This window comes from Curtobacterium sp. PhB136, from assembly GCF_004346855.1.
In the GTDB taxonomy this organism is placed as follows: Bacteria; Actinomycetota; Actinomycetes; order Actinomycetales; family Microbacteriaceae; genus Curtobacterium.
Genome location: NZ_SMGH01000008.1, coordinates 369,109 through 387,700, shown reverse-complemented (window position 1 = coordinate 387,700; position 18,592 = coordinate 369,109). Strand labels below are relative to the sequence as shown.

Annotated in this window: 13 protein-coding genes and 1 tRNA gene; 9 read left to right on the top strand and 5 right to left on the bottom strand. The window is 72.8% G+C overall.

The window, feature by feature from the left end; genetic code table 11:
- Nucleotides 1-168: 168 nt before the first annotated feature.
- The 7 genes from gltX (at nucleotide 169) to EDF27_RS15680 (ending at nucleotide 9,769) form a co-directional block, all read left to right on the top strand.
- A complete protein-coding gene (gene gltX / locus EDF27_RS15715) occupies nucleotides 169-1,656 on the top strand; it encodes a glutamate--tRNA ligase (protein ID WP_132049814.1) in 1,488 nt (495 codons plus the stop codon).
- A gap of 8 nt (nucleotides 1,657-1,664) precedes the next feature.
- Nucleotides 1,665-2,621 carry an NAD(P)/FAD-dependent oxidoreductase gene (locus EDF27_RS15710; protein ID WP_123704780.1) on the top strand — a complete coding sequence of 319 codons (957 nt, stop codon included), beginning with the start codon at nucleotides 1,665-1,667 and terminating at the stop codon, nucleotides 2,619-2,621.
- Nucleotides 2,622-2,666: 45 nt separating this feature from the next.
- Nucleotides 2,667-2,738, top strand: a tRNA-Gln gene (locus tag EDF27_RS15705).
- 691 nt (nucleotides 2,739-3,429) lie between these two features.
- Nucleotides 3,430-4,254 (top strand): glycosyltransferase family 2 protein, encoded by an 825-nt coding sequence (locus EDF27_RS15695; RefSeq protein WP_123653785.1) that lies wholly within the window; start codon nucleotides 3,430-3,432, stop codon nucleotides 4,252-4,254.
- Nucleotides 4,251-5,219 carry a glycosyltransferase family 2 protein gene (locus EDF27_RS15690; RefSeq protein WP_123653784.1) on the top strand — a complete coding sequence of 323 codons (969 nt, stop codon included), beginning with the start codon at nucleotides 4,251-4,253 and terminating at the stop codon, nucleotides 5,217-5,219. The genes EDF27_RS15695 and EDF27_RS15690 overlap by 4 nt, the downstream gene beginning before the upstream one ends.
- Entirely contained in the window at nucleotides 5,216-8,824 is a 3,609-nt protein-coding gene (locus tag EDF27_RS15685) for a glycosyltransferase (RefSeq protein ID WP_132049810.1), read from the top strand. The genes EDF27_RS15690 and EDF27_RS15685 overlap by 4 nt, the downstream gene beginning before the upstream one ends.
- Nucleotides 8,825-8,851: 27 nt before the next feature.
- The gene (locus EDF27_RS15680; protein WP_132049808.1) at nucleotides 8,852-9,769 is read left to right on the top strand and encodes a glycoside hydrolase family 16 protein; all 918 of its coding nucleotides are present in this window, start codon (nucleotides 8,852-8,854) and stop codon (nucleotides 9,767-9,769) included.
- A 177-nt stretch (nucleotides 9,770-9,946) separates the two neighbouring features.
- Here EDF27_RS15680 and EDF27_RS15675 read toward each other — a convergent pair whose 3' ends face one another.
- From EDF27_RS15675 to EDF27_RS19805, 4 genes are all read right to left on the bottom strand, one after another.
- Complete coding sequence (locus EDF27_RS15675; RefSeq protein ID WP_165931527.1) at nucleotides 9,947-11,173, bottom strand: glycosyltransferase family 4 protein; 1,227 nt, start codon at nucleotides 11,171-11,173, stop codon at nucleotides 9,947-9,949.
- Nucleotides 11,174-11,177: 4 nt separating this feature from the next.
- Nucleotides 11,178-12,722, bottom strand: a complete 1,545-nt coding sequence (locus tag EDF27_RS15670; protein WP_123653780.1) for an oligosaccharide flippase family protein — start codon at nucleotides 12,720-12,722, stop codon at nucleotides 11,178-11,180.
- Complete coding sequence (locus EDF27_RS15665; RefSeq protein WP_132049804.1) at nucleotides 12,719-13,639, bottom strand: beta-1,6-N-acetylglucosaminyltransferase; 921 nt, start codon at nucleotides 13,637-13,639, stop codon at nucleotides 12,719-12,721. The genes EDF27_RS15670 and EDF27_RS15665 overlap by 4 nt, the downstream gene beginning before the upstream one ends.
- Nucleotides 13,640-13,742: 103 nt before the next feature.
- Complete coding sequence (locus tag EDF27_RS19805) at nucleotides 13,743-13,916, bottom strand: hypothetical protein (RefSeq protein WP_165931526.1); 174 nt, start codon at nucleotides 13,914-13,916, stop codon at nucleotides 13,743-13,745.
- A 158-nt stretch (nucleotides 13,917-14,074) separates the two neighbouring features.
- Here EDF27_RS19805 and EDF27_RS15660 point away from each other — a divergent pair, with 158 nt between their 5' ends.
- The gene (locus EDF27_RS15660; protein WP_132049802.1) at nucleotides 14,075-15,385 is read left to right on the top strand and encodes a glycosyltransferase; all 1,311 of its coding nucleotides are present in this window, start codon (nucleotides 14,075-14,077) and stop codon (nucleotides 15,383-15,385) included.
- Nucleotides 15,386-15,559: 174 nt separating this feature from the next.
- Here the strand turns inward: EDF27_RS15660 and EDF27_RS15655 are convergent, their stop codons facing one another.
- Nucleotides 15,560-16,891 carry a glycosyltransferase gene (locus EDF27_RS15655; protein WP_165931525.1) on the bottom strand — a complete coding sequence of 444 codons (1,332 nt, stop codon included), beginning with the start codon at nucleotides 16,889-16,891 and terminating at the stop codon, nucleotides 15,560-15,562.
- Nucleotides 16,892-17,210: 319 nt separating this feature from the next.
- Between EDF27_RS15655 and EDF27_RS15650 the strand changes: the two genes are divergently transcribed.
- A complete protein-coding gene (locus EDF27_RS15650; RefSeq protein ID WP_123653898.1) occupies nucleotides 17,211-18,470 on the top strand; it encodes an ABC transporter substrate-binding protein in 1,260 nt (419 codons plus the stop codon).
- The last annotated feature ends 122 nt before the right edge of the window (nucleotides 18,471-18,592 follow it).

The window sequence follows — 18,592 nt, the reverse complement described above, 5'->3', positions numbered from 1 at the left end:
GAAGCTAAGCCTCTCAGCGCCGATGGTACTGCAAGGGGGACCTTGTGGGAGAGTAGGACGCCGCCGGACTCAACGTTGCAAGAACAGGGAACCCCTGGCCACTGGCCAGGGGTTTTCTGCGTTCCGGGGCCGATCCGCACCGGGGCGCCACGGTAGGATCGGTGCGTCATGACTGCGCCATTCACCACCGCCACCGGTTCCGACGTCCGTGTTCGTTTCTGCCCGTCCCCGACGGGCACGCCCCACGTGGGGCTCGTCCGGACGGCGCTCTTCAACTGGGCCTACGCCCGGCACACCGGCGGCAAGCTCGTGTTCCGCATCGAGGACACCGACGCCGCCCGGGACAGCGAGGAGTCGTACGCGCAGATCATCGAGGCGCTGCGCTGGCTGAACCTCGACTGGGACGAGGGCGTCGAGGTCGGTGGCCCGCACGGCCCGTACCGGCAGTCGGAGCGGTCGGGCGTCTACGCGGACGTCGTCGCGAAGCTGCAGGCCTCCGGGCACGTGTACGAGTCCTTCGTCACGCCCGAGGAGATGGAGGCGCGGAACATCGCCGCCGGCCGTGACCCGAAGCAGGGCTACGACAACCACGAGCGCGACCTGACCGAGGACGAGCGTCAGGCCTTCCGTGACCAGGGTCGTGCGCCCGCGCTCCGCCTCCGTGTGCCGGACCGCGACCTCAGCTTCCAGGACCTCGTCCGTGGGGAGATCACCTTCAAGCAGGGCACCTTCCCGGACTTCGTCGTGGTGCGCCCGAACGGCAAGCCGCTCTACACGTTCACGAACCCGGTCGATGACGCACTCATGGGGATCACCCACGTGCTCCGCGGCGAGGACCTGCTGTCGTCCACCCCGCGGCAGATCGCCCTGTACGAGGCGCTGTTCGAGATCGGCCTGACCGAGTTCATCCCGCTGTTCGGCCACCTGCCGTTCGTGATGGGGGAGGGCAACAAGAAGCTCTCCAAGCGCGACCCCGAGTCGAACCTGTTCCACCACCGCGCCGCCGGCATGATCCCCGAGGGGCTCATCAACTACCTGGCGCTCCTCGGTTGGTCGATCGGCCCGGACCGCGACGTGTTCTCCATCGACGAGATGGTGCAGGCCTTCGACGTGGTGGACGTCAACCCGAACCCGGCCCGGTTCGACCACAAGAAGGCCGAGGCGATCAACGGGGACCACATCCGGCTCCTCGAGCCCGCCGACTTCCGTGGACGGCTGAAGCCCTACCTGACCGACTTCATCGCCGACCCGGCGACCCCCGAGCAGGAGCACGTGCTCGAGCTCGCGGCGCCGCTCGTGCAGGAGCGCATGCAGCTGCTCAGCGAAGCCCCCGGGATGCTCGGGTTCCTGTTCACCGCGGACGCCGACCTGGTGGTCGAGGACGACGCGCTCGCGAGCCTCAAGGGCGACCCGACCGAGGTCCTCACCGCCGGCATCGCCGCGCTCGAGCAGCTCGACGACTGGCGCACCGAGGCGATCGAGGGTGCGCTGCGCGCGGCGCTCATCGACGGTCTCGGCCTGAAGCCCCGGGTCGCGTTCGGTCCGCTCCGCGTCGCGGTCTCCGGTCGCCGCATCAGCCCGCCGCTGTTCGAGTCGGTGGAGATCCTCGGCAAGGACTCGACGCTGGCACGCCTCCGCAGCCTCGCGGCTCGCTGACCGCCCCGATGACGAAGGACACCCAGGAGCACGCCGGGGCGCAGTACGACGTCGCGGTCGTCGGCGCCGGCCCGGCCGGGCTGAGCGCCGCGTTGAACCTGGTCCGGGCGAAGCGCACCGTGCTGCTGCTCGATGCGAACCGTCCGCGCAACGCCGCGACGCTCGCGTCGCACGGGTTCCTCACCCGTGACGGCATCTCGCCCCTGGAGCTCAGGAAGCTCGGCCGCGCCGAGGTCGAGCAGTACCCGGAGGCGACGGTCGCGCAGGCCCTCGTCGACGCGGTGACGCCCGAGGACGACGGCTTCCGGGTGCACGGCGCGTGGCGGGGGACCGAGGTCGAGGGCACCGCACGTGCGGTGGTCATCGCCACCGGGCTCCGCGAGGAGTTCCCCGCCCTGCCCTCGCTCCGCGCCTTCTACGGCACGGCGGTGCACAGCTGCGTGGAGTGCGACGGCTACGAGAAGGCCGGTGAGCCGCTCGCCTTCGTCTGCGAGACGCCCGACGTCGTCGACCGCGCGCTCCTCGTCGCGTCCTGGGCGGACGACCTCATCGTCTACACGAACGGGGTCGCTCCGCTCGACGAGTCGGGGCGGTCCCGCCTCACGGCCGCCGGCGTCCGCGTCGACGAGCGCCCGCTGGCCGACCTCGAGGGGGACCGCACCGGGATGACCGGCGTCCGCCTCGCGGACGGGCACGTGGAGCCGCGCACGGGCGGGTTCGTCCGGCCGACGTGGCACGTGGACCTCGACTGGGTGGGGGCGCCGCTCGAGCGCGACGCCGAGGGGCTCGTCGTCGTCGACCGCGTGGGGCGGACGAGTGTCCCCGGGATCTACGCCGTGGGCGACGTCACGCCGCCGGGGCCCGAGCAGCTCATCGTTGCCGCCGGGCACGGGGCGATGACCGCCGCCGCGGTGCACCGGGACCTCGTCGGTGGTCTTGTGGACCTCCGGGATGCTGTACAGTAGATGACCGTGCCCCGGACAACGGGGACGGAAGGCCAGCAGGCCTTTTGGGGTATGGTGTAATTGGCAACACAGCGGTTTCTGGTACCGTCGTTCTTGGTTCGAGTCCAGGTACCCCAGCACTCATGAGACAGGCCCCCGGGAGATCCCGGGGGCCTTCTTCGTGCGCCCAGGCGCGCCCCGCGACGCGCCGCGCGGGCCCGCTCCGCCCGCGCGCGCCACGCCGAGCCCGCTGAGATCGCACTGCTCGTCGCCTCCGCCCCAGGGAGCCGACACGAAGTGCGATCTCACGCCCGGTGTCCGGCCCGGCGCCCGGCGCCCGGCGCCCGGCGCCCGGCGCCCGGCGCCCGGTGCCCGGTGCCCGGCGCCCGGCGCCCGGCGTGCGGCTCGCGCCCGGCGGTGGGCCCGGCCACACGGCGGACGGGAGGCTCGGGGCGGCGCCGCCCCGAGCCTCCCGTCCGGTACATGGTGACGCCGTGGCGGACGCGACCCGTGCCGGTGCGCGGTGACGCCGCGAGCGACGCGACCCGCGCCGGTCCCGCGGGCACCGGACGCGCGATTGCGGGTTTCCGTATCCACGGTCGGCGGCCCGCAACTGACCGCACATCGCATTGACCGCGCACCCGCGCCCAGCGAGGGTGGGAATCCCCAGGAAGCGGTGTACCCCCGCTGTCGAGGGGAACGGCGGTGCACCCTCACCGCCGGGCAGCGAAGCCGACGTACCCGCGTCCCGTCCTCCGTACCCTGCGGACGACCGTTCGCCATTCCGGCGAACTCACCCACTTGCAGCCCTGAACCCGACAGGAGCACCATGTCCGCCAGCACGATCCGGCCCCGAGACCCGCGCGTCTCGGTCGTCATCCCCGCTCGGAACGAAGCGAGGAACCTGGAGATCATCCTCCCGAAGCTCCCGCCCGTGTACGAGGTGATCCTCGTCGACGGCAACTCGGTCGACGACACCATCGCGACGGCGCAGCGGCTGATGCCCTCCGTCAAGGTCGTGCAGCAGACCCGCAAGGGCAAGGGCAACGCCCTCGCCTGCGGGTTCGAGGCCGTCACCGGCGACGTCGTCGTCATGTTCGACGCCGACTGCTCCGCGGACCCGGACGAGATCCCGCGCTTCGTCGACGCACTCGTCGCCGGCGCGGACGTCGCCAAGGGCACCCGGTACGCGCTCGGCGGTGGCAGCGACGACATCACGATCGTCCGCAGCCTCGGCAACCGTGGCCTGAACCTGATCTGCAACGTGCTCCTCGGGACGCGCTACAGCGACCTCTGCTACGGCTACAACGCCTTCTGGGCCGACGCCCTGCCGAAGATCGGGCTGCTCTCCTCGACGCTCCCGCAGCCGACCGACGGCTCGATGCTGTGGGGCGACGGGTTCGAGATCGAGACGGTCCTGACCTGCCGCTGGTCCGCCGCGGAACTGGCGATCACCGAGGTCCCGAGCCACGAGAAGCTCCGCGTCCACGGCACCAGCAACCTCAACGCGATCACCGACGGCATCCGGGTGCTGAAGTCGATCATGCACGAGCGTCGTCGCGCCGCCGACGCGCAGGCCCGTGCCCGCCTGGCTCCCGTCCCGACCCGCGTCGTGCCGACCGCCGTGCCGGCCCTCGACGAGGAAGCGGCGTGAGCACCCCGACGGTCGCCGTCGTCATCTGCGCGTACACGCAGCAGCGCTGGGGAGACCTGCAGGACTCCGTCGAGTCGGCGAAGCGCCAGCCGGACACCACCGAGGTCGTCGTCGTGATCGACCACGAGCCCGAGCTCTTCCTCCGGGCGAAGGCCCGCTGGCCCGAGCTCCGGGTCGTGGAGAACACCGAGGACCGCGGCCTCTCCGGCGCACGGAACACCGGTGTCGCCCTCACGGACGCCGACGTCGTGGCCTTCCTCGACGACGACGCCACGGCGGACGACGACTGGCTGGAGCACCTCGTCGCAGCGCTCGAGCTGCCCGACGTCGTCGGTGTCGGCGGCCGGGCGACCCCGTCGTGGCCGACCGCCACCGGCGCGGGACCGTACCCGGACGAGCTGCTCTGGATCGTCGGCTGCAGCTACGCCGGACTGCCGACGGCCCCCGGTGACGTCCGCAACGTGATCGGGTCGAGCATGGCCTTCCGTCGCGACGTGCTGCTCGGCGCCGGCGGGTTCCGGTCCGGGATCGGTCGCGTCGGCAACCAGCCGCTCGGCTGCGAGGAGACGGAGCTCTGCATCCGGATCGCGCAGGCCCGTCCCGCGTCCCGGATCCGCTACGAGCCGCGCTCGAACGTGTCGCACCGGGTCTCCCCGGACCGCGTCGAGATGCGGTACGTCCGTCGTCGGAGCTACTACGAGGGCATCTCGAAGGCCGTCCTGAGCCGTCGTGTGGGCACGGGTGACTCGCTCGCGAGCGAGTCCACGTACCTGACGAAGGTGCTCCCGGGCGCGCTGCTCCGCGAACTCGGCGGCATCGGCCGTGGTGGGGGACGCCGTGCGTTCGCCATCGCGCTGTCGGTCGCCTCGACGGTCACCGGGTACGCCGTCGGTCGGCTGTTCGGCGGCGTTGTCGTCTCCGCGCCCGCTCCGGTCCCCGCCCCGCAGCCGGTGGGTGCGCCGTGACCCGCGCCACCCTGGCGATGGTCGTCTCGCCGATCGTCACGGGTCCGCTGTTCCCCACGTGGGACGGCGCCCTGTGGGTCGGCGAGGTCGACCGTGCGGACGTGCACGCGTCCAGCCACCGCGACGTCATCGCGCTCGAGGGCGCCGAGGGGTACCGCCGTGCGCGGCTCCTCGTCCGTGACCACGGCGAGCCCCTCGGGTTCGTCGAGGCGGACGTCACGGAGCGCCGGCGCATCGGCGCGACGATCGACGTCCGCACCCTCCAGCGCGCGATCCGGCCGATGCCGGCGCCGACGGTCCGGCCGGCAGCAGACCAGGTGCTGCCGTCCGTCACCGTCGTGCTCTGCACGGACGGTGCCGCCGACCAGACGATGCGTTCGGTGCTCGCCGTCGCGTACGACGACTTCGACGTCGTCGTGGTGTCCCGTGGCGCACGTGCCGCCGCCGGGGCCGACACCGACACCGCTGCCGGCGAAGCGCCCGCCGCGGACGTCGCCGACGTCGCCGACGTCGTCATCGAGGGCCGCCGCGTGCGGACCATCCCGGCACCGGCCGGCGGTCTCGCCGCTGCCCGGAACGCGGGACTCCTCGCCGCCACCGGCGACGTCGTCGCCTTCGTCGACGAGGGCGCCGTCGTGGACGCCGGGTGGCTCCGCGCCATCGGCACCGCGTTCGCCGCGGACGCCGACGTCGCGTGCGTGACCGGACTCGTGCCGAGCGTCGAGCTCCGCACGCCGGCGCAGCGCTGGCGCGACGACCGCACCCCGGCCGCCCGCACGGTCCGCCGCCGGGTGATCCGCCTCGACGACGACCGGGACGACCTCCCGATGCACCCCTTCGCCGCGTCCGCCTACGGCACCGGCGCCAACCTCGCCGTGCACCGCGCCACCGCGCTCCGGATCGGCGGGTTCGACACCGCGTTCGGTCCGGGGACCCGCGTGGGTGCCGGCGACGACCTCGACCTCTTCACACGACTGCTGTTCGCGGGTGCCGCGATCGCCGTCGAACCCGCCGCGATCGCGTGGCAGCGAACGGCCGACGACGTCGCGTCGCTCCGCGCCGCCGCCGCCGCGCACGGCCACGGACTCGGAGCCTGGATGACCAAGAACGCCTTCGACCGGGAGACGTTCACCGCGTCGGTCGACGTCGCGCCCGAGGCCCTCAGCGCCTTCGCCCGCCTCGGACTCGAGCAGGGCGACCACGCGACGGACGTCGACGGGGAGCACGACGCGCACCCGCTCGACGCCGTCGACGAGGCCTTCGTCGCGACGAAGCGTCGCCTCCGTGGCGTCGAGCGACGCTCGGCACTGACGGCGCCGTTCCTCGCCGCGCGTGAGCGCCTCGGTGGCGCCGGCACCATCGACCGGACGGCGCACGGGCGTCACGAGCTCCAGCGCGGGCTCGAGACGGCCGGTGCCGCACGTCCGGTGGCGTCCGACGCGATGGGTCCCGCCGCCCGCCTGGTCGCCGCGGGCATCGTCGTCCTGTCGCTCGTCCTCGCGGCGGTCGGCAGCGTCCTCGGCCTGCCCGCCCTGCGGGGGAGTGCGATCGGGGTCTTCCTCTTCGCCCTGCTCGGCGTCGCACCGCTGCTGCTGGTCCGCCCGATGCCCCTCGCCCGGTTCGCCGTGCTCGCTGTCACCGGGTCGCTCGCCGGCACGATCGCCATCGGGTACACGATGGCGACCTTCCACCTCTGGGTCCCCGCGGTGCCGTTCGTCGGCGTGGTCGTGCTGACCGCTGCTGCCGTGGCGATCGCGGTGCCCCGGGACGTCGCGGACCTGCGCCGTGCGGGTCTCGTCCGCCGGGACCGCCCCGTGCGGGCCCGTTGGAGCACGACCGCCACGGTCACCGCGGGGTCGCTCCTCGGCCTCGTCGTCGTGGTCGTCGCCGCGCTCACGCACATCGGCGACCCGGTCCCCGCCGGGCTCTTCGGGTCGCTCGGCCCGGGACTCGTGATCGGGCTCGCGATCGTCGTGGCCGCCGCGGTCGTGGCGCTCGTGCGCGGCCGTGGGCTCGCCGTGCCGGTCGTCGTGCTCGGTGGTGTCATCCAGCTCGCCCAGGCAATCACGTACGGCGTCCCGACCGTGATGGCGGCCGCTCGGCACATCGGCGTCCTGGAGTACATCCGGCAGAACGGCGGCACGAACCCGTCGTCGGACATCTTCCAGACCTGGTCCGGCCTGTTCGCCGGTGGTGCCTGGGTCGCCGACGTCGGCGGGATCGTGAACGCGATGACCATCGCCGCGTGGGTGCCGGTCCTCCTGGCGTTCAGCACGACGATCGCCGTCGGCGTCCTCGCGTCGCACTGGCTCCCCGGGAACCGGCGTCCGTGGATCGCGGCGTTCCTCACCGCGGCGACCGGCTCGCTCAACACGACGTACTTCTCGCCGCAGTCGACCGGCATCCTGATGTCGATCGTCATCCTGGTGCTCGCGACCGGCCCGCTCCGCAAGGCGGTCACCACCGCCGGGAACACGGCCGACACGAACGGCGCTGCCGCCAAGCCGCGGGCCCGGAAGGTCGGGCTGTCCCGGATCATCGCGATCACCGCGATCGGCATCGTGCTCGTGGTCACGCACCAGATCTCCCCGTACCTGACCGTGGCCGCCCTCGTGGCGCTCATCGTGTTCCGCCTGGTCCGCCCGTGGTGGCTCCCGGTCGTGGTGCTCGTCCCGGCGATCGTGTTCGCCGCGCTGAACGGGGACGTCCTCGGGCGCTTCCTCTCGCTCGCGGCGGTCGGCAAGGTGCTCGACAACGTGCAGCCCCCGACGCACGACCTCACGGTCCTGCCGAAGCCGCTCGTCACCCGGCTGGCGTTCGACATCCCGGCAGCGGCGCTCGTCGTGCTCGGGCTGCTCGCGCTGATCACCGTGCTCCTCCGCCGGGACCGCGTGCACTGGGGTCTCCTCGCGGCGGCGGCGAGCCCGATCTCGCTCCTCGTCGCCACGAACTACGGCCAGGAGGGCATCTTCCGCGTCGTGCTGTTCGCGACGCCGTGGATCGCGATCCTCGCCGCGGCCGTGCCGATGCCCGCCGGGCGCCTGGCCTGGGTCGGTGGACTCGTCGGCCGGGTGATGCGCCCGACGGCCGTCAAGTACACCGTCGCCGCCGCCGGGATCGCCGCGCTGGTCGCGATCGGGGCGTTCGGGCAGACCTCGCTCGACTGGAACCGCGTGATGACCCGCAGCCAGTCCGAGGCCACCCAGCTCTACGACGCGACCGCACCGAAGGGCTCCGTGCTGCTCCTGACCGGATCGGGCAACGCCGTCCCGAGCAACACCGGTGCCCGGTACTTCGACGTCGGCTACCTCTCGCGTGAGGCGCTCGGGGCCTACCCGGACCCGACCGGCACGTACGACGCGACGACCGACGTCGGCGACATCACCAGCGAGCTCGTGAACAACTGGACCGCGACGAAGTACTACGCCCTCGTGGCGGAGCCGTTCGGCGCGTACGACGAGCGTTACGGGTACCAGAGCGACGCCGACTACCAGCAGCTCGCGAAGGCCATGGCCTCGTCGCCGTACTGGCACGTGGTGTGGTCCTCCGGCACGACGGCGATGTACGAGCTCACCGCGGCAGGGCTCCGGCATGCCTCCTCGTGAGCCGGAGCACCCTCCGGTGGCACACCGGTGAGTCCGCTGCAGGCCGACGCCCCGCCCCTCGCGGCGGAGGCGTCGGCCTCGCACGGTGCCGCCCCGGCGCACGGGCTCGGCGTGCCCCGACACGGCGCCGGCCACCGGCGGTGGCACGGACGACGGACCGCCGCGCTGGTCGGGACCCTGGTGCTCGCCGCCGGGGTCCTCGTCGCGTCCACGACCGCGCTGCAGGGCGACGGCACGAACCCGAGCGGAGCGTCCATGCCGACGAGTGACGGCGACGGCTGGAACCGGGTCTTCTCGGAGGACTTCGACACGACCAGTCCGTCCGGCAGCTTCGAGGCGGACTACGCCGACCGGTTCTCCGTCTACCACGGCTTCGCGGACACCGCTGGGACCGGGCGCTACCAGTCCTCGGTGCTGAGCACGCACGACGGCATGCTCGACATGCACCTGCGCACCACCGCCGGGGGCACCCCGCTCGCCGGCGGTATCGTCCCCCTGGTCGACGGGCAGTGGGGTGGCCAGACCTCCGGCCGCTACAGCATCCGGATGAAGAGCGACCCGGTGGACGGCTACGGGGTCGCGGTGCTGCTCTGGAGCGACGCGAACAAGTGGTCGGACGGCGAGGTCGACTTCCCCGAGGGCGCCCTCGGTGCGCCGGCGTGGCTCAACGTGCACTGCCTCGCGGACCCCGCCGAGAAGTGCGTCCACCAGGAGACCGCGGCGTCGCTCGAGCACTGGCACACGTACACGATCGAGTGGACCGCGTCGCGGATGTCGTTCCGGATCGACGGCGCGCTCGTCGGCACGACCACGGAGGACATCCCCACCGCCCGCATGCACCTCGTCGTGCAGGCCGGTTCGAACGACGGCGCGCCGCCGGCGGACGCCGAGGGCTCACTCCTGGTCGACTGGATCACGATCGACGTCCCCACCACGTCCGGCTAGCAAACGGGTCACGGTCCGGCTGGCAGACGGGTCACGGTCCGGCTGGCAGACGGGTCACGGTCCGGCTGGCAGACGGTCACGTCGCACCCGGACGGGAGGCTCGGGGAGCGCCCGGTACGCCGGCCCTGCCACGAAGCGGACCCGCCCGGCGCGCCGGACCGGACCGCACGGGGCCGGTCAGCGGTCGGCGAGCGAGCCCAGGGCACGCAGCAGCGACCGGACGTGCGGGCCACGCCCGTAGCGGTCCCGCACCCAGGCGCGGCACCGGTCGCCGAGCGACGGGTCGAGCACGGCCTCGTCGAGCGTGTCGAGGACCTTGCGTGCCAGCGCCTCGGTGTCGGTCGGGTCGACCGTGAACCGCGCCCACTCCCCGGAGAGGATCTCCCCGGTGCCCCCGGACGCCGCCGCGACGACGGGTCGCCCCGCGGACATCGCCTCGACGACCACGCGGCCGAAGCCCTCCGGTTCGATGGACGGGGCCACGACGATGTCCGCCGCGTGCAGGAGCGGCACGACGTCGTCCCGCTCGGGCAGCACGAGGACCGAACCGTCGGGGAGCGCAGCGATCGCGCGTCGGACGTCGTCGGCGTCCTCGGGTGGCAGCGCCCCGGCGAGCACCAGGAGCGGCGACCGACGTGCGGAACCGGCCACGGGGGGCACGGTGACCGGCAGCCGGGCCGCAGCGGTCGTCAGGACGCGCCCCCAGGCCTCCAGGAGGGCCAGGACGCCCTTCGCCCGCGTGAGCCGACCGTAGTAGAGCACCGTCGGGGTGGCGTCGTCGATGCCGAGCGTCGCGCGGGTGCTGCGGACCTCGGCAGGCGTCGGCGGCGGGAACGCCGTCGTGTCGACCCCGTTCGGGACGATGGTGATCCGGTCGACCGGCACGCCGACGGCCGCCCATGCACGCGCCATCGCGTGCGAGACGGCGAAGTACCGGGTGCGGCCGCCCGCGATCGGTGCGAGGCGGCGGTAGTTCGGGGCGTGGTGCAGGTGCACCGCGAGCGGGACGCCGGACACGATCGACGCGACCCGGCCGAACGGCAGGAACTCCGGCCGGTTCAGCCAGAGGACGTCGAGCCGGGAGCGGCGGATGCGCAGCCCCTCGCGCGCGAACCGGAGGCCGTCGCGGAGCGCCGTCCGGACGCCGAAGCGGTAGTCGGTGGCGTCGACGAGCCGGACGCCCATGCGCTCGAACGGCGCCTGACCGTCCTCGGCGCGGCCGGGTTCCTCCGGACGGTGCCAGAGGGTGACGTCGTGGCCGGCGGCGACGAGCTCACGGGTGTCCTCGAGGACGCACCGTTCGACGCCCCCGGTGATCGCGAGGCCGTTCGTCACCACGCCGATGCGCAGACGTCGACCATCGACGGGGTCCGGCTTCGTCGCCGTCGTGCTGTTCGGTGACACGGACTCACACACTCCCTCGTGCGGCACGGAGCCGACGGAAGAACCAGGGCAGGCACGCCAGGACGCCGGCGATGCGGATCCAGTTCCAGAGGGCGTCCTGCGGGACGAAGACCGACGCGGTCGCCACGAGCAGCGTGGCGGTGACGGTCAGGATGATCCGGAGCCCCGGGCCGCGCCACTCGCGGCGGTCCGGCAGCGCCATCTGCTGCAGTGCGGCGAGCACGAGGTACGCGATCACGGTGGCCACGGCGGCGCCGGCGATGCCGAGCAGCGGGACGAACACCAGGTTCGCGCCGATGTTCACGGCACCGGCGATCGCGGCGATCACACCGACGGCGACACCGCGGCGCTCGACCAGGAGCAGCCGGCCGGTGGCGCCGCTGGCGACGACCGGGAACGCCGTGATCGCGACGATGAACACCACGACGGTGAGCTCGTGGACGCGGTACGACGCCGGCGCGAGGATCGGCAGCGCGACGGGGGAGACGAGCGTCACCGCGAGGAGGACGGGCGCGAGCATCCGGTACAGCTCGTCGCGGGAGTGCATCGCGAGCTGCCGGCGGGCGACGGCGTCACGGAGCGCGGCGAAGTGCGGCGCCCAGGCGGAGTTCGTGAACGTCAGCAGCAGGATGACCGCCGAGCCGACGACGTAGGCGATCTGGTAGCGGGCGACCTCGTCCGGACCGAGCAGCCGCTGCACGACGAGCCGGTCGCCGACGTTCAGCACGAAGTAGGACAGGTTGCCGAGCGTGATCGGGATGCCGAGCTTGAACGCCCGCGCCATGGTCTTCGTGTCGACGAGCCCGGACAGCCGCGGTCGGGTCGCCGCGATGCCGATGACCATCGCCACGACCTGCGCGACGACACCGCCCCAGGCGTAGGTGACGGCGTCGGCGTGCACGAGCGTGAGGAGCCCGAGGCCGATGATCGACCCGCCGATCGAGGACAGCAGGCTCGTCAGCGCGAACACCTTGATGCGGTCCTGCGCGACGAGGAGCGCGAGCGAGATCTGCACGATCGCCGCCGGCCCGGTCCAGAGCACCGCGACGAGGAGGAGCGGGTGGTTGCCGATGAAGCCGGCGGCGTCGCCCCACACCGGGATCGTCGTGAGGGCGAGGACGGTTACGATGCTCGCCGTGACCATGCCGACCGCGATCAGGCCCCTGGCCTTCCGGTCGTCACCGTCCTCCGCGCGCTGCAGCACCGTCGCCTGGTCGATGCCGACGACCGCGAGGACGACGAGCGCCTGGTACAGCGCGATCGCCGACGCCAGCACGCCGAACTCCGACGGCGGCATCAGGTGCGCGAGCACCGGGGAGATCAGCGACGAGACGACGAGCTGCATCGACCAGACGACGACGTAGAGCAGACCGCGGCCGAACAGGACCGAGGAGCCCTTGCGGACCGCCACCGCCCCGGTGTCGAGGGACTCGGGCACCGGAGCGACAGGAGCCTCCGAGACGGACTGGTCGACGACCGGTGCGTCGAGCCCGGCGGCGGCTTCGCGTGCTGCCCTCGCCTCGCGCCGGGTCTGGGGAGGGAGCGTCACGGTGCGACCACCGCCGCTGCCGCCGTCGCCCGTGCACCCTCGCGCAGCCCGAAGGCCCCGTCGACGATGTCGAGCAGGTCCGAGCTCCGGTCCGTGGAGAACTTCCGCGCGAACACGTGCGGCAGCTCCACGTCCGAGGTCGTCCGACGCTCGAGCAGCTGCCCGGCGTCCGGCGTGGTCAGCCACGGCGGGCTCTTCATCGCCGTGCCGTCCCACCCGATGAACCACAGCGCGTGGGGCACGTGCTCGTCGGCGAAGCCCGGGGTCAGACCCGGGGTGCTCAGCACCGACGGCACGAAGGTCTCGTCCGCGATCCAGGAGCGCTGCCAGAACCGGACGAGGTCCGGACGGGTGTCCACGACGTCGACGACCACGGCCGCGTGGTGCCGCGCGAGGACCTTCATCTGCGACCCACCGGCGAACACCACGTCACGGGGGACCCGACGCGGGATCGGCAGCCGCAGCATGTGCTTCCGCCACGCCCAGTGCCGGAACCGCATCCGGCCCATCCCGCCGTCGCGCCCCCACTCTGCCCACGGCAGCTCGTGCACGGCCACGAAGGAGTCCTCGCGGTGCGCCTCGAGCAGGCCGGAGATCTCGGCGGCGTTCGCGAGCGGGTAGTCGCTGCCGGTCAGGACCGCCACGTGCGAGGCGTCCGTCTCGGCGAGGGCGGCCCGGTACCCGGACACCTCGGCCTCGACGTTCTCCCACTTCGCCCATCCGGTGCGGATGCGGGGGAGCACGCGGACACGAGCGGGCAGGCCGTCGGTCATCGCGCGGAAGACCGACTCCGGGGTGCGCGCGTCGCAGTGCAGGAACACCGGGAACGGGTCGAGCGCCTCGACGAGCCGGCGCACGTGCTGGGGGTCCTCGTGGGCGAGGACGATGCACGCGGGAGCGGCGGGGGAGATGGCCATGGAAGCGACGCTAACCGCGCCGTTCCGGGGCGGACAAGGCGATCCGACCCCCTCTGCGGGTTCGCGGCGGTTTCCCGCACCCACCCTGGGAAGCGCCCCCTGATCAGCGCTTCTTGCGGAACTTCCGGCAGTCGCAGAGGGCGCAGTCGCTGCCCGGCCGGTAGTGCTCGTGCGCGTCCTGCACGTGACCGCAGACACAGGTCGCGGCGTCCACCACGACGACGGTCTCCTCGGACGGGAGGACGGCACCGAGCTCGGTCCTGGGGCCCAGCGGCATTCGTCCTCCTCGTGTCCGGCGTGCTGCCGCCGGATCGTCCCTGCGATCTTACGGGCAACGGCCTGGTCGGTGGCGGCAAACCGCAAGAGGAACGGGGGTCGCCGCAACCGGCGTGACCCGCCGTTGCGCCCGTGCGGAGCGCCCCGGAGCATCGGAGCATGACCGACCACCAGGCCACCGCGTCCCGCGTGCTCACGATCGCCCCCGCGATGCCGTCGCCCGACGTGCCCACCTGGGCCGGCGCGGCGTGGGTCGGCGCCGTCGACCGGCAGGAGGCGCTCGCCGCGTCCGCCGTCGCCCTCGCCGGCGCCGAGGGCTTCCGGCGCGCCCGCCTGCTCGTCCGCGACGGACGCGAGGTCGCCGGGTTCGTCGACGTCACCGTCGACGCGGGTGGGGACGTGGACCCGGCCGAGCTGGAACCCGCCCTCCGCGGCCTCCGTGCCACGAGCCTCCCGGCCGCCCCGCAGGGCGACGCGACCGGCCGCATGTCGGTCGTCATCGGCACCCGCGACCGCCCCGAGGACGTGCGCCGCTGCGTCGCCTCGGTGCTCGCCTCCGCGTACGACGACTTCGAGGTGTTCGTCGTCGACAACGCCCCGACCACCACCGCCACCCGCGACGTGGTCGCGTCGTTCCGCGACGACCGCCTGCACTACGTCCTGGAGGCCCGACCCGGCGTCTCACGCGCACGGAACGCCGGTCTCGCCCTCGCGTCCGGGGCCGTGGTCGCGTTCGTCGACGACGACGTCGTCGTCGACCGCCACTGGCTCGCCGCGCTCGCCGAGGCGTACGCCCGCGACGCGGACGTGGTCTGCGTGACCGGGCTCGTGCCGAGCGGTGAGCTGCGCTCCCCGACCCAGCGGTACTTCGACGAGCGCGTGACCTGGGCGCGGAACCTCGACCGCCGGGTGTTCCGCACCGCGGCACCCCCGGCGGACCTGCCGCTCTTCCCGTTCTCGGTCGGCGCGTTCGGCACCGGCGCGAACATGTCGCTCCGGCGCTCGGCCGCACTCGCGCTCGGCGGGTTCGACGTCGCGCTCGGCCCGGGCACCCCGTCCCGCGCGGGGGAGGACCCGGACCTGTTCACCCGTGTGCTGCTCTCCGGTGGGGCGCTCGCCGTGGAGCCCTCCGCCTTCGTGTGGCACAAGCACCGCTCGGACCGGGAGGCGCTGCGCTCCCAGGCGCTCGGCTACGGCACCGGGCTCGGGGCGTGGGTCGCGAAGCTGATGACGCGTCCGCGCACCGCACTGGCCGTGTTCCGCCGGGCGGCCGGCGCGCTCCGGCAGCTCGGGGCGCTCGGGCAGGGCTCGGGGGCGGACCAGGTGTCCGCTGCCGTCTCCGCCGCGGCGACGTGGCCGGTCGACGACGAGTTCCGCGCCGCGACGGCCGGGCTCAAGCGGGTCGAGCTCGTCGCCGCGCTCGGCGGCCCGTGGCGCTACGTGCTCGGGCGCTTGCGCTCGCGCGCGTAGGCCGCGCCGCGCGCCCGCTGGCGCGCCCGCTGGCGCCGCGCTTCGCGTCCGCGGTGCGACCGGGCGCCGCACAACCAAAAGCACCCGGCACCACGGGAATCCGTGGTGCCGGGTGTCTTTCGTTGTGCGAAGCGGCGCCGTTGCCGCCCCGCACGCCCAGGGGGCGCGGCGCGGCTACGCGCGGAAGCGCCCGGCCTCCACGTCGCGCCAGCGCCGACGGCTGCGGAACCAGGCGGCGGGGCCGGCCGGGAAGCCGCGGAGCTCGTGGTACGCCAGCGAGCGCGGGATGTGCGTCGTCGAGGCCTCGTTCGTGGTCTCCGTCGCCGCGTCTCGACGACCGGCGAGCCGGGACGCCATCTGCTTCGCCTTGACCTTCGCGGCCAGCGGCATCAGCCGGGCGAGGACCGTCAGGTGCCGACGGTCCTTCGCGGCGAGCGCGCACATCAGCGCGGTGAACCCGACGCCGTTGCCGTGCAGCTGCTTGTGCAGGTCCTCGATGGTCTGGCGGTGCCGGTGGTGCACGACCGCGTGCGGCTCGAAGCCGATGCGTCCGCCGCGCCACAGCGTCTCGATGAACATCGCGAGGTCCTCGCCGCCGCGGGCGGGGGAGCCGGCGCCGAGCGTGGTGTCGAAGCCGCCGACCGTCTCGATGAGGGAGCGGCGGTACGCCATGTTCGCCCCGGCGCCGTACGCGCCGATGCCGTACACCGCGAAGTGCTTCCGGACGGTGCCGTCGGGCCGCACGGCGGAGACGCGGGCGTGCCGCATCGCGCCCTGTACGTCGTCGGGGACGATCGTGACGGGGGAGAAGGTGCGCTCGGCACTGAAGCCGCCGTAGTACGCCTCGTACCAGATCTGCGCCGGGGTCGTGAGCTCGACGGGCAGGATCACGCCGGTGACGGCGTCGAGGCCGGGCTCGCGGACGAACCGGGTGCCGATGGCGCGGAGCCACTGCGGGTCGACGCGGACGTCGTCGTCGGTGAACGCGATGACGTCGCCGGTCGCCGCTGCCACGCCGGCGTTGCGTCCGGCGGAGAGCCCGGGGCGCCGCTCGGTGACGAGCCGCACGTCGCGACCCTCGAGGAGTGCGGGGAGCGCGTCGATGTCGGGGACCTTCACGCGGTTGTCCACGAGGATGACCTCGTGCCGCGGGTAGTCGAGGTGCTCGAGGACGTCGAGCAGCTTCCCGAGGTCCTCGACGCGGTCGACGACGGTGGAGACCACGACGGAGATCGTCGGGAGCTGGTCGTCGGTGACGGGTGCGTGGTCGTCGAACGCGCCGGCCTCGACCAGGGAGTCGACGAGGGGCGCGAGCGCACGGGTGGCGTCGGCGGGGTCGTCGGTGAGCAGCACGTCGAGGGTGCTGACGGGGTAGCCGTCGCGGTAGCCGATGACCAGCGCGGAGGAGCCGGTCTCGTCGGCGACGAGCTCGGGCAGCGGACCGTCGAGGTTGACGCCGATGACTCGGCGCGGGCCGGGGACGGTGACGGCGGAGAGGGATGCCATGTCGGGGACGCTACGGTCGCCCTCCTGACCCCCACAACGGCAGCCGGTGACCGTGGCGGGGATCATGCGGGACCCCGCACCGCGTCCCGCACGGCGACCACGACCCGCGTGAGCGCTCACCCAGGAACGCTTGGCAACTCCGAAGGTCACACTCAGGTCACGGCTTCGATGCAACCGGTTGCGGAACGCCGGGGGCGGGCGTAGCGTCCACGCCCAGCAGGCAGCGTCGCCTGCTCCAGGAGCGCACCGTCGACACCCGATCGTCGCGCCCTGGTGATCTCGATGAGGAGACAACGCTGTGAAGAACACACGCGCGAAGATGCGTCTTGCATCGGTGGCGGGGGTCGCCGTGATCGGCCTCACCCTCGCGGGCTGCTCGAGCGGCAGCTCGGCATCGGACGACGCCCAGAGCGGCACCGACAGCCACGGCCCGATCACCTACGTCCAGGGCAAGGACAACTCCAACGTGGTCCGCCCGCTGATCGCCAAGTGGAACAAGGCCCACCCGAAGGAGAAGGTCACCTTCAAGGAGCAGTCCGACCAGGCCGACCAGCAGCACGACGACCTCGTGCAGCACTTCCAGGCCAAGGACGACGGCTACGACGTGGTGGACGTCGACGTGGTGTGGACCGCGGAGTTCGCCGCGAAGGGCTGGCTGACGCCGCTCAAGGGCGACATGAAGATCGACACGTCGAAGCTGCTGCCGGCCACGGTGAAGACCGCGACGTACAACGACACGCTCTACGCCGCCCCGCAGACCTCCGACGGCGCGCTGCTCTACTACCGCAAGGACCTCGTCAAGACGCCCCCGACCACGTGGGCCGAGATGATGAAGGACTGCCAGATCGCCAAGGACAACGGCATCGGCTGCTACGCCGGCCAGTTCGCGAAGTACGAGGGCCTGACGGTCAACGCGTCCGAAGCGGTCAACGGCTCCGGCGGCTCGATCCTGAACAAGAGCGGCGCACCGGACGTCGACACCGCGAAGGCCAAGGCCGGCCTGCAGAACCTGGTCGACGCGTTCAAGGACGGGAACATCCCGGCCGAGGCGATCACTTACCAGGAGGAGCAGGGCCGCACCGCGTTCGAGAGCGGCAAGCTGCTGTTCCTGCGCAACTGGCCCTACGTCTACAACCTCGCGAAGACCGATGGGTCCTCCAAGGTGAAGGACACCTTCGGCATCGCCCCGATCCCGGGTGCCGACGGCGTCGGTGCCTCGACGCTCGGCGGGCACAACGCCGCGATCAGCGTGTACTCGAAGCACAAGGCGACGGCGCACGACTTCCTCGAGTTCCTCACCTCGAACGACACGCAGAAGTTCTTCGCGACCCAGGGCTCGCTCGCCCCGGTCGTCGGTGACCTCTACACGGACTCCGAGCTGACCTCGAAGCTGCCGTACCTGCCGACCCTGCTGAAGTCGATCCAGAGCGCGGAGCCCCGCCCGGTCACGCCGTACTACCCGGCCGTGACGAAGGCGATCCAGGACAACTCCTACGCGGCCCTGAAGGGCTCGAAGAGCGTCGACGAGGCGATGAAGGACATGGAAGCCGCCCTCAAGACGGCGACCACCAGCAACTAGCGACACGGTCGCGAGCGGCTCACGCCGCATCGGACTGGAGGCTCGTGGCGGCATCGCCACGAGCCTCCAGACCGCCCCAACGTGCGTTCCGACACCGGCAAGGAGGCCGTCAGTGTCAGCAG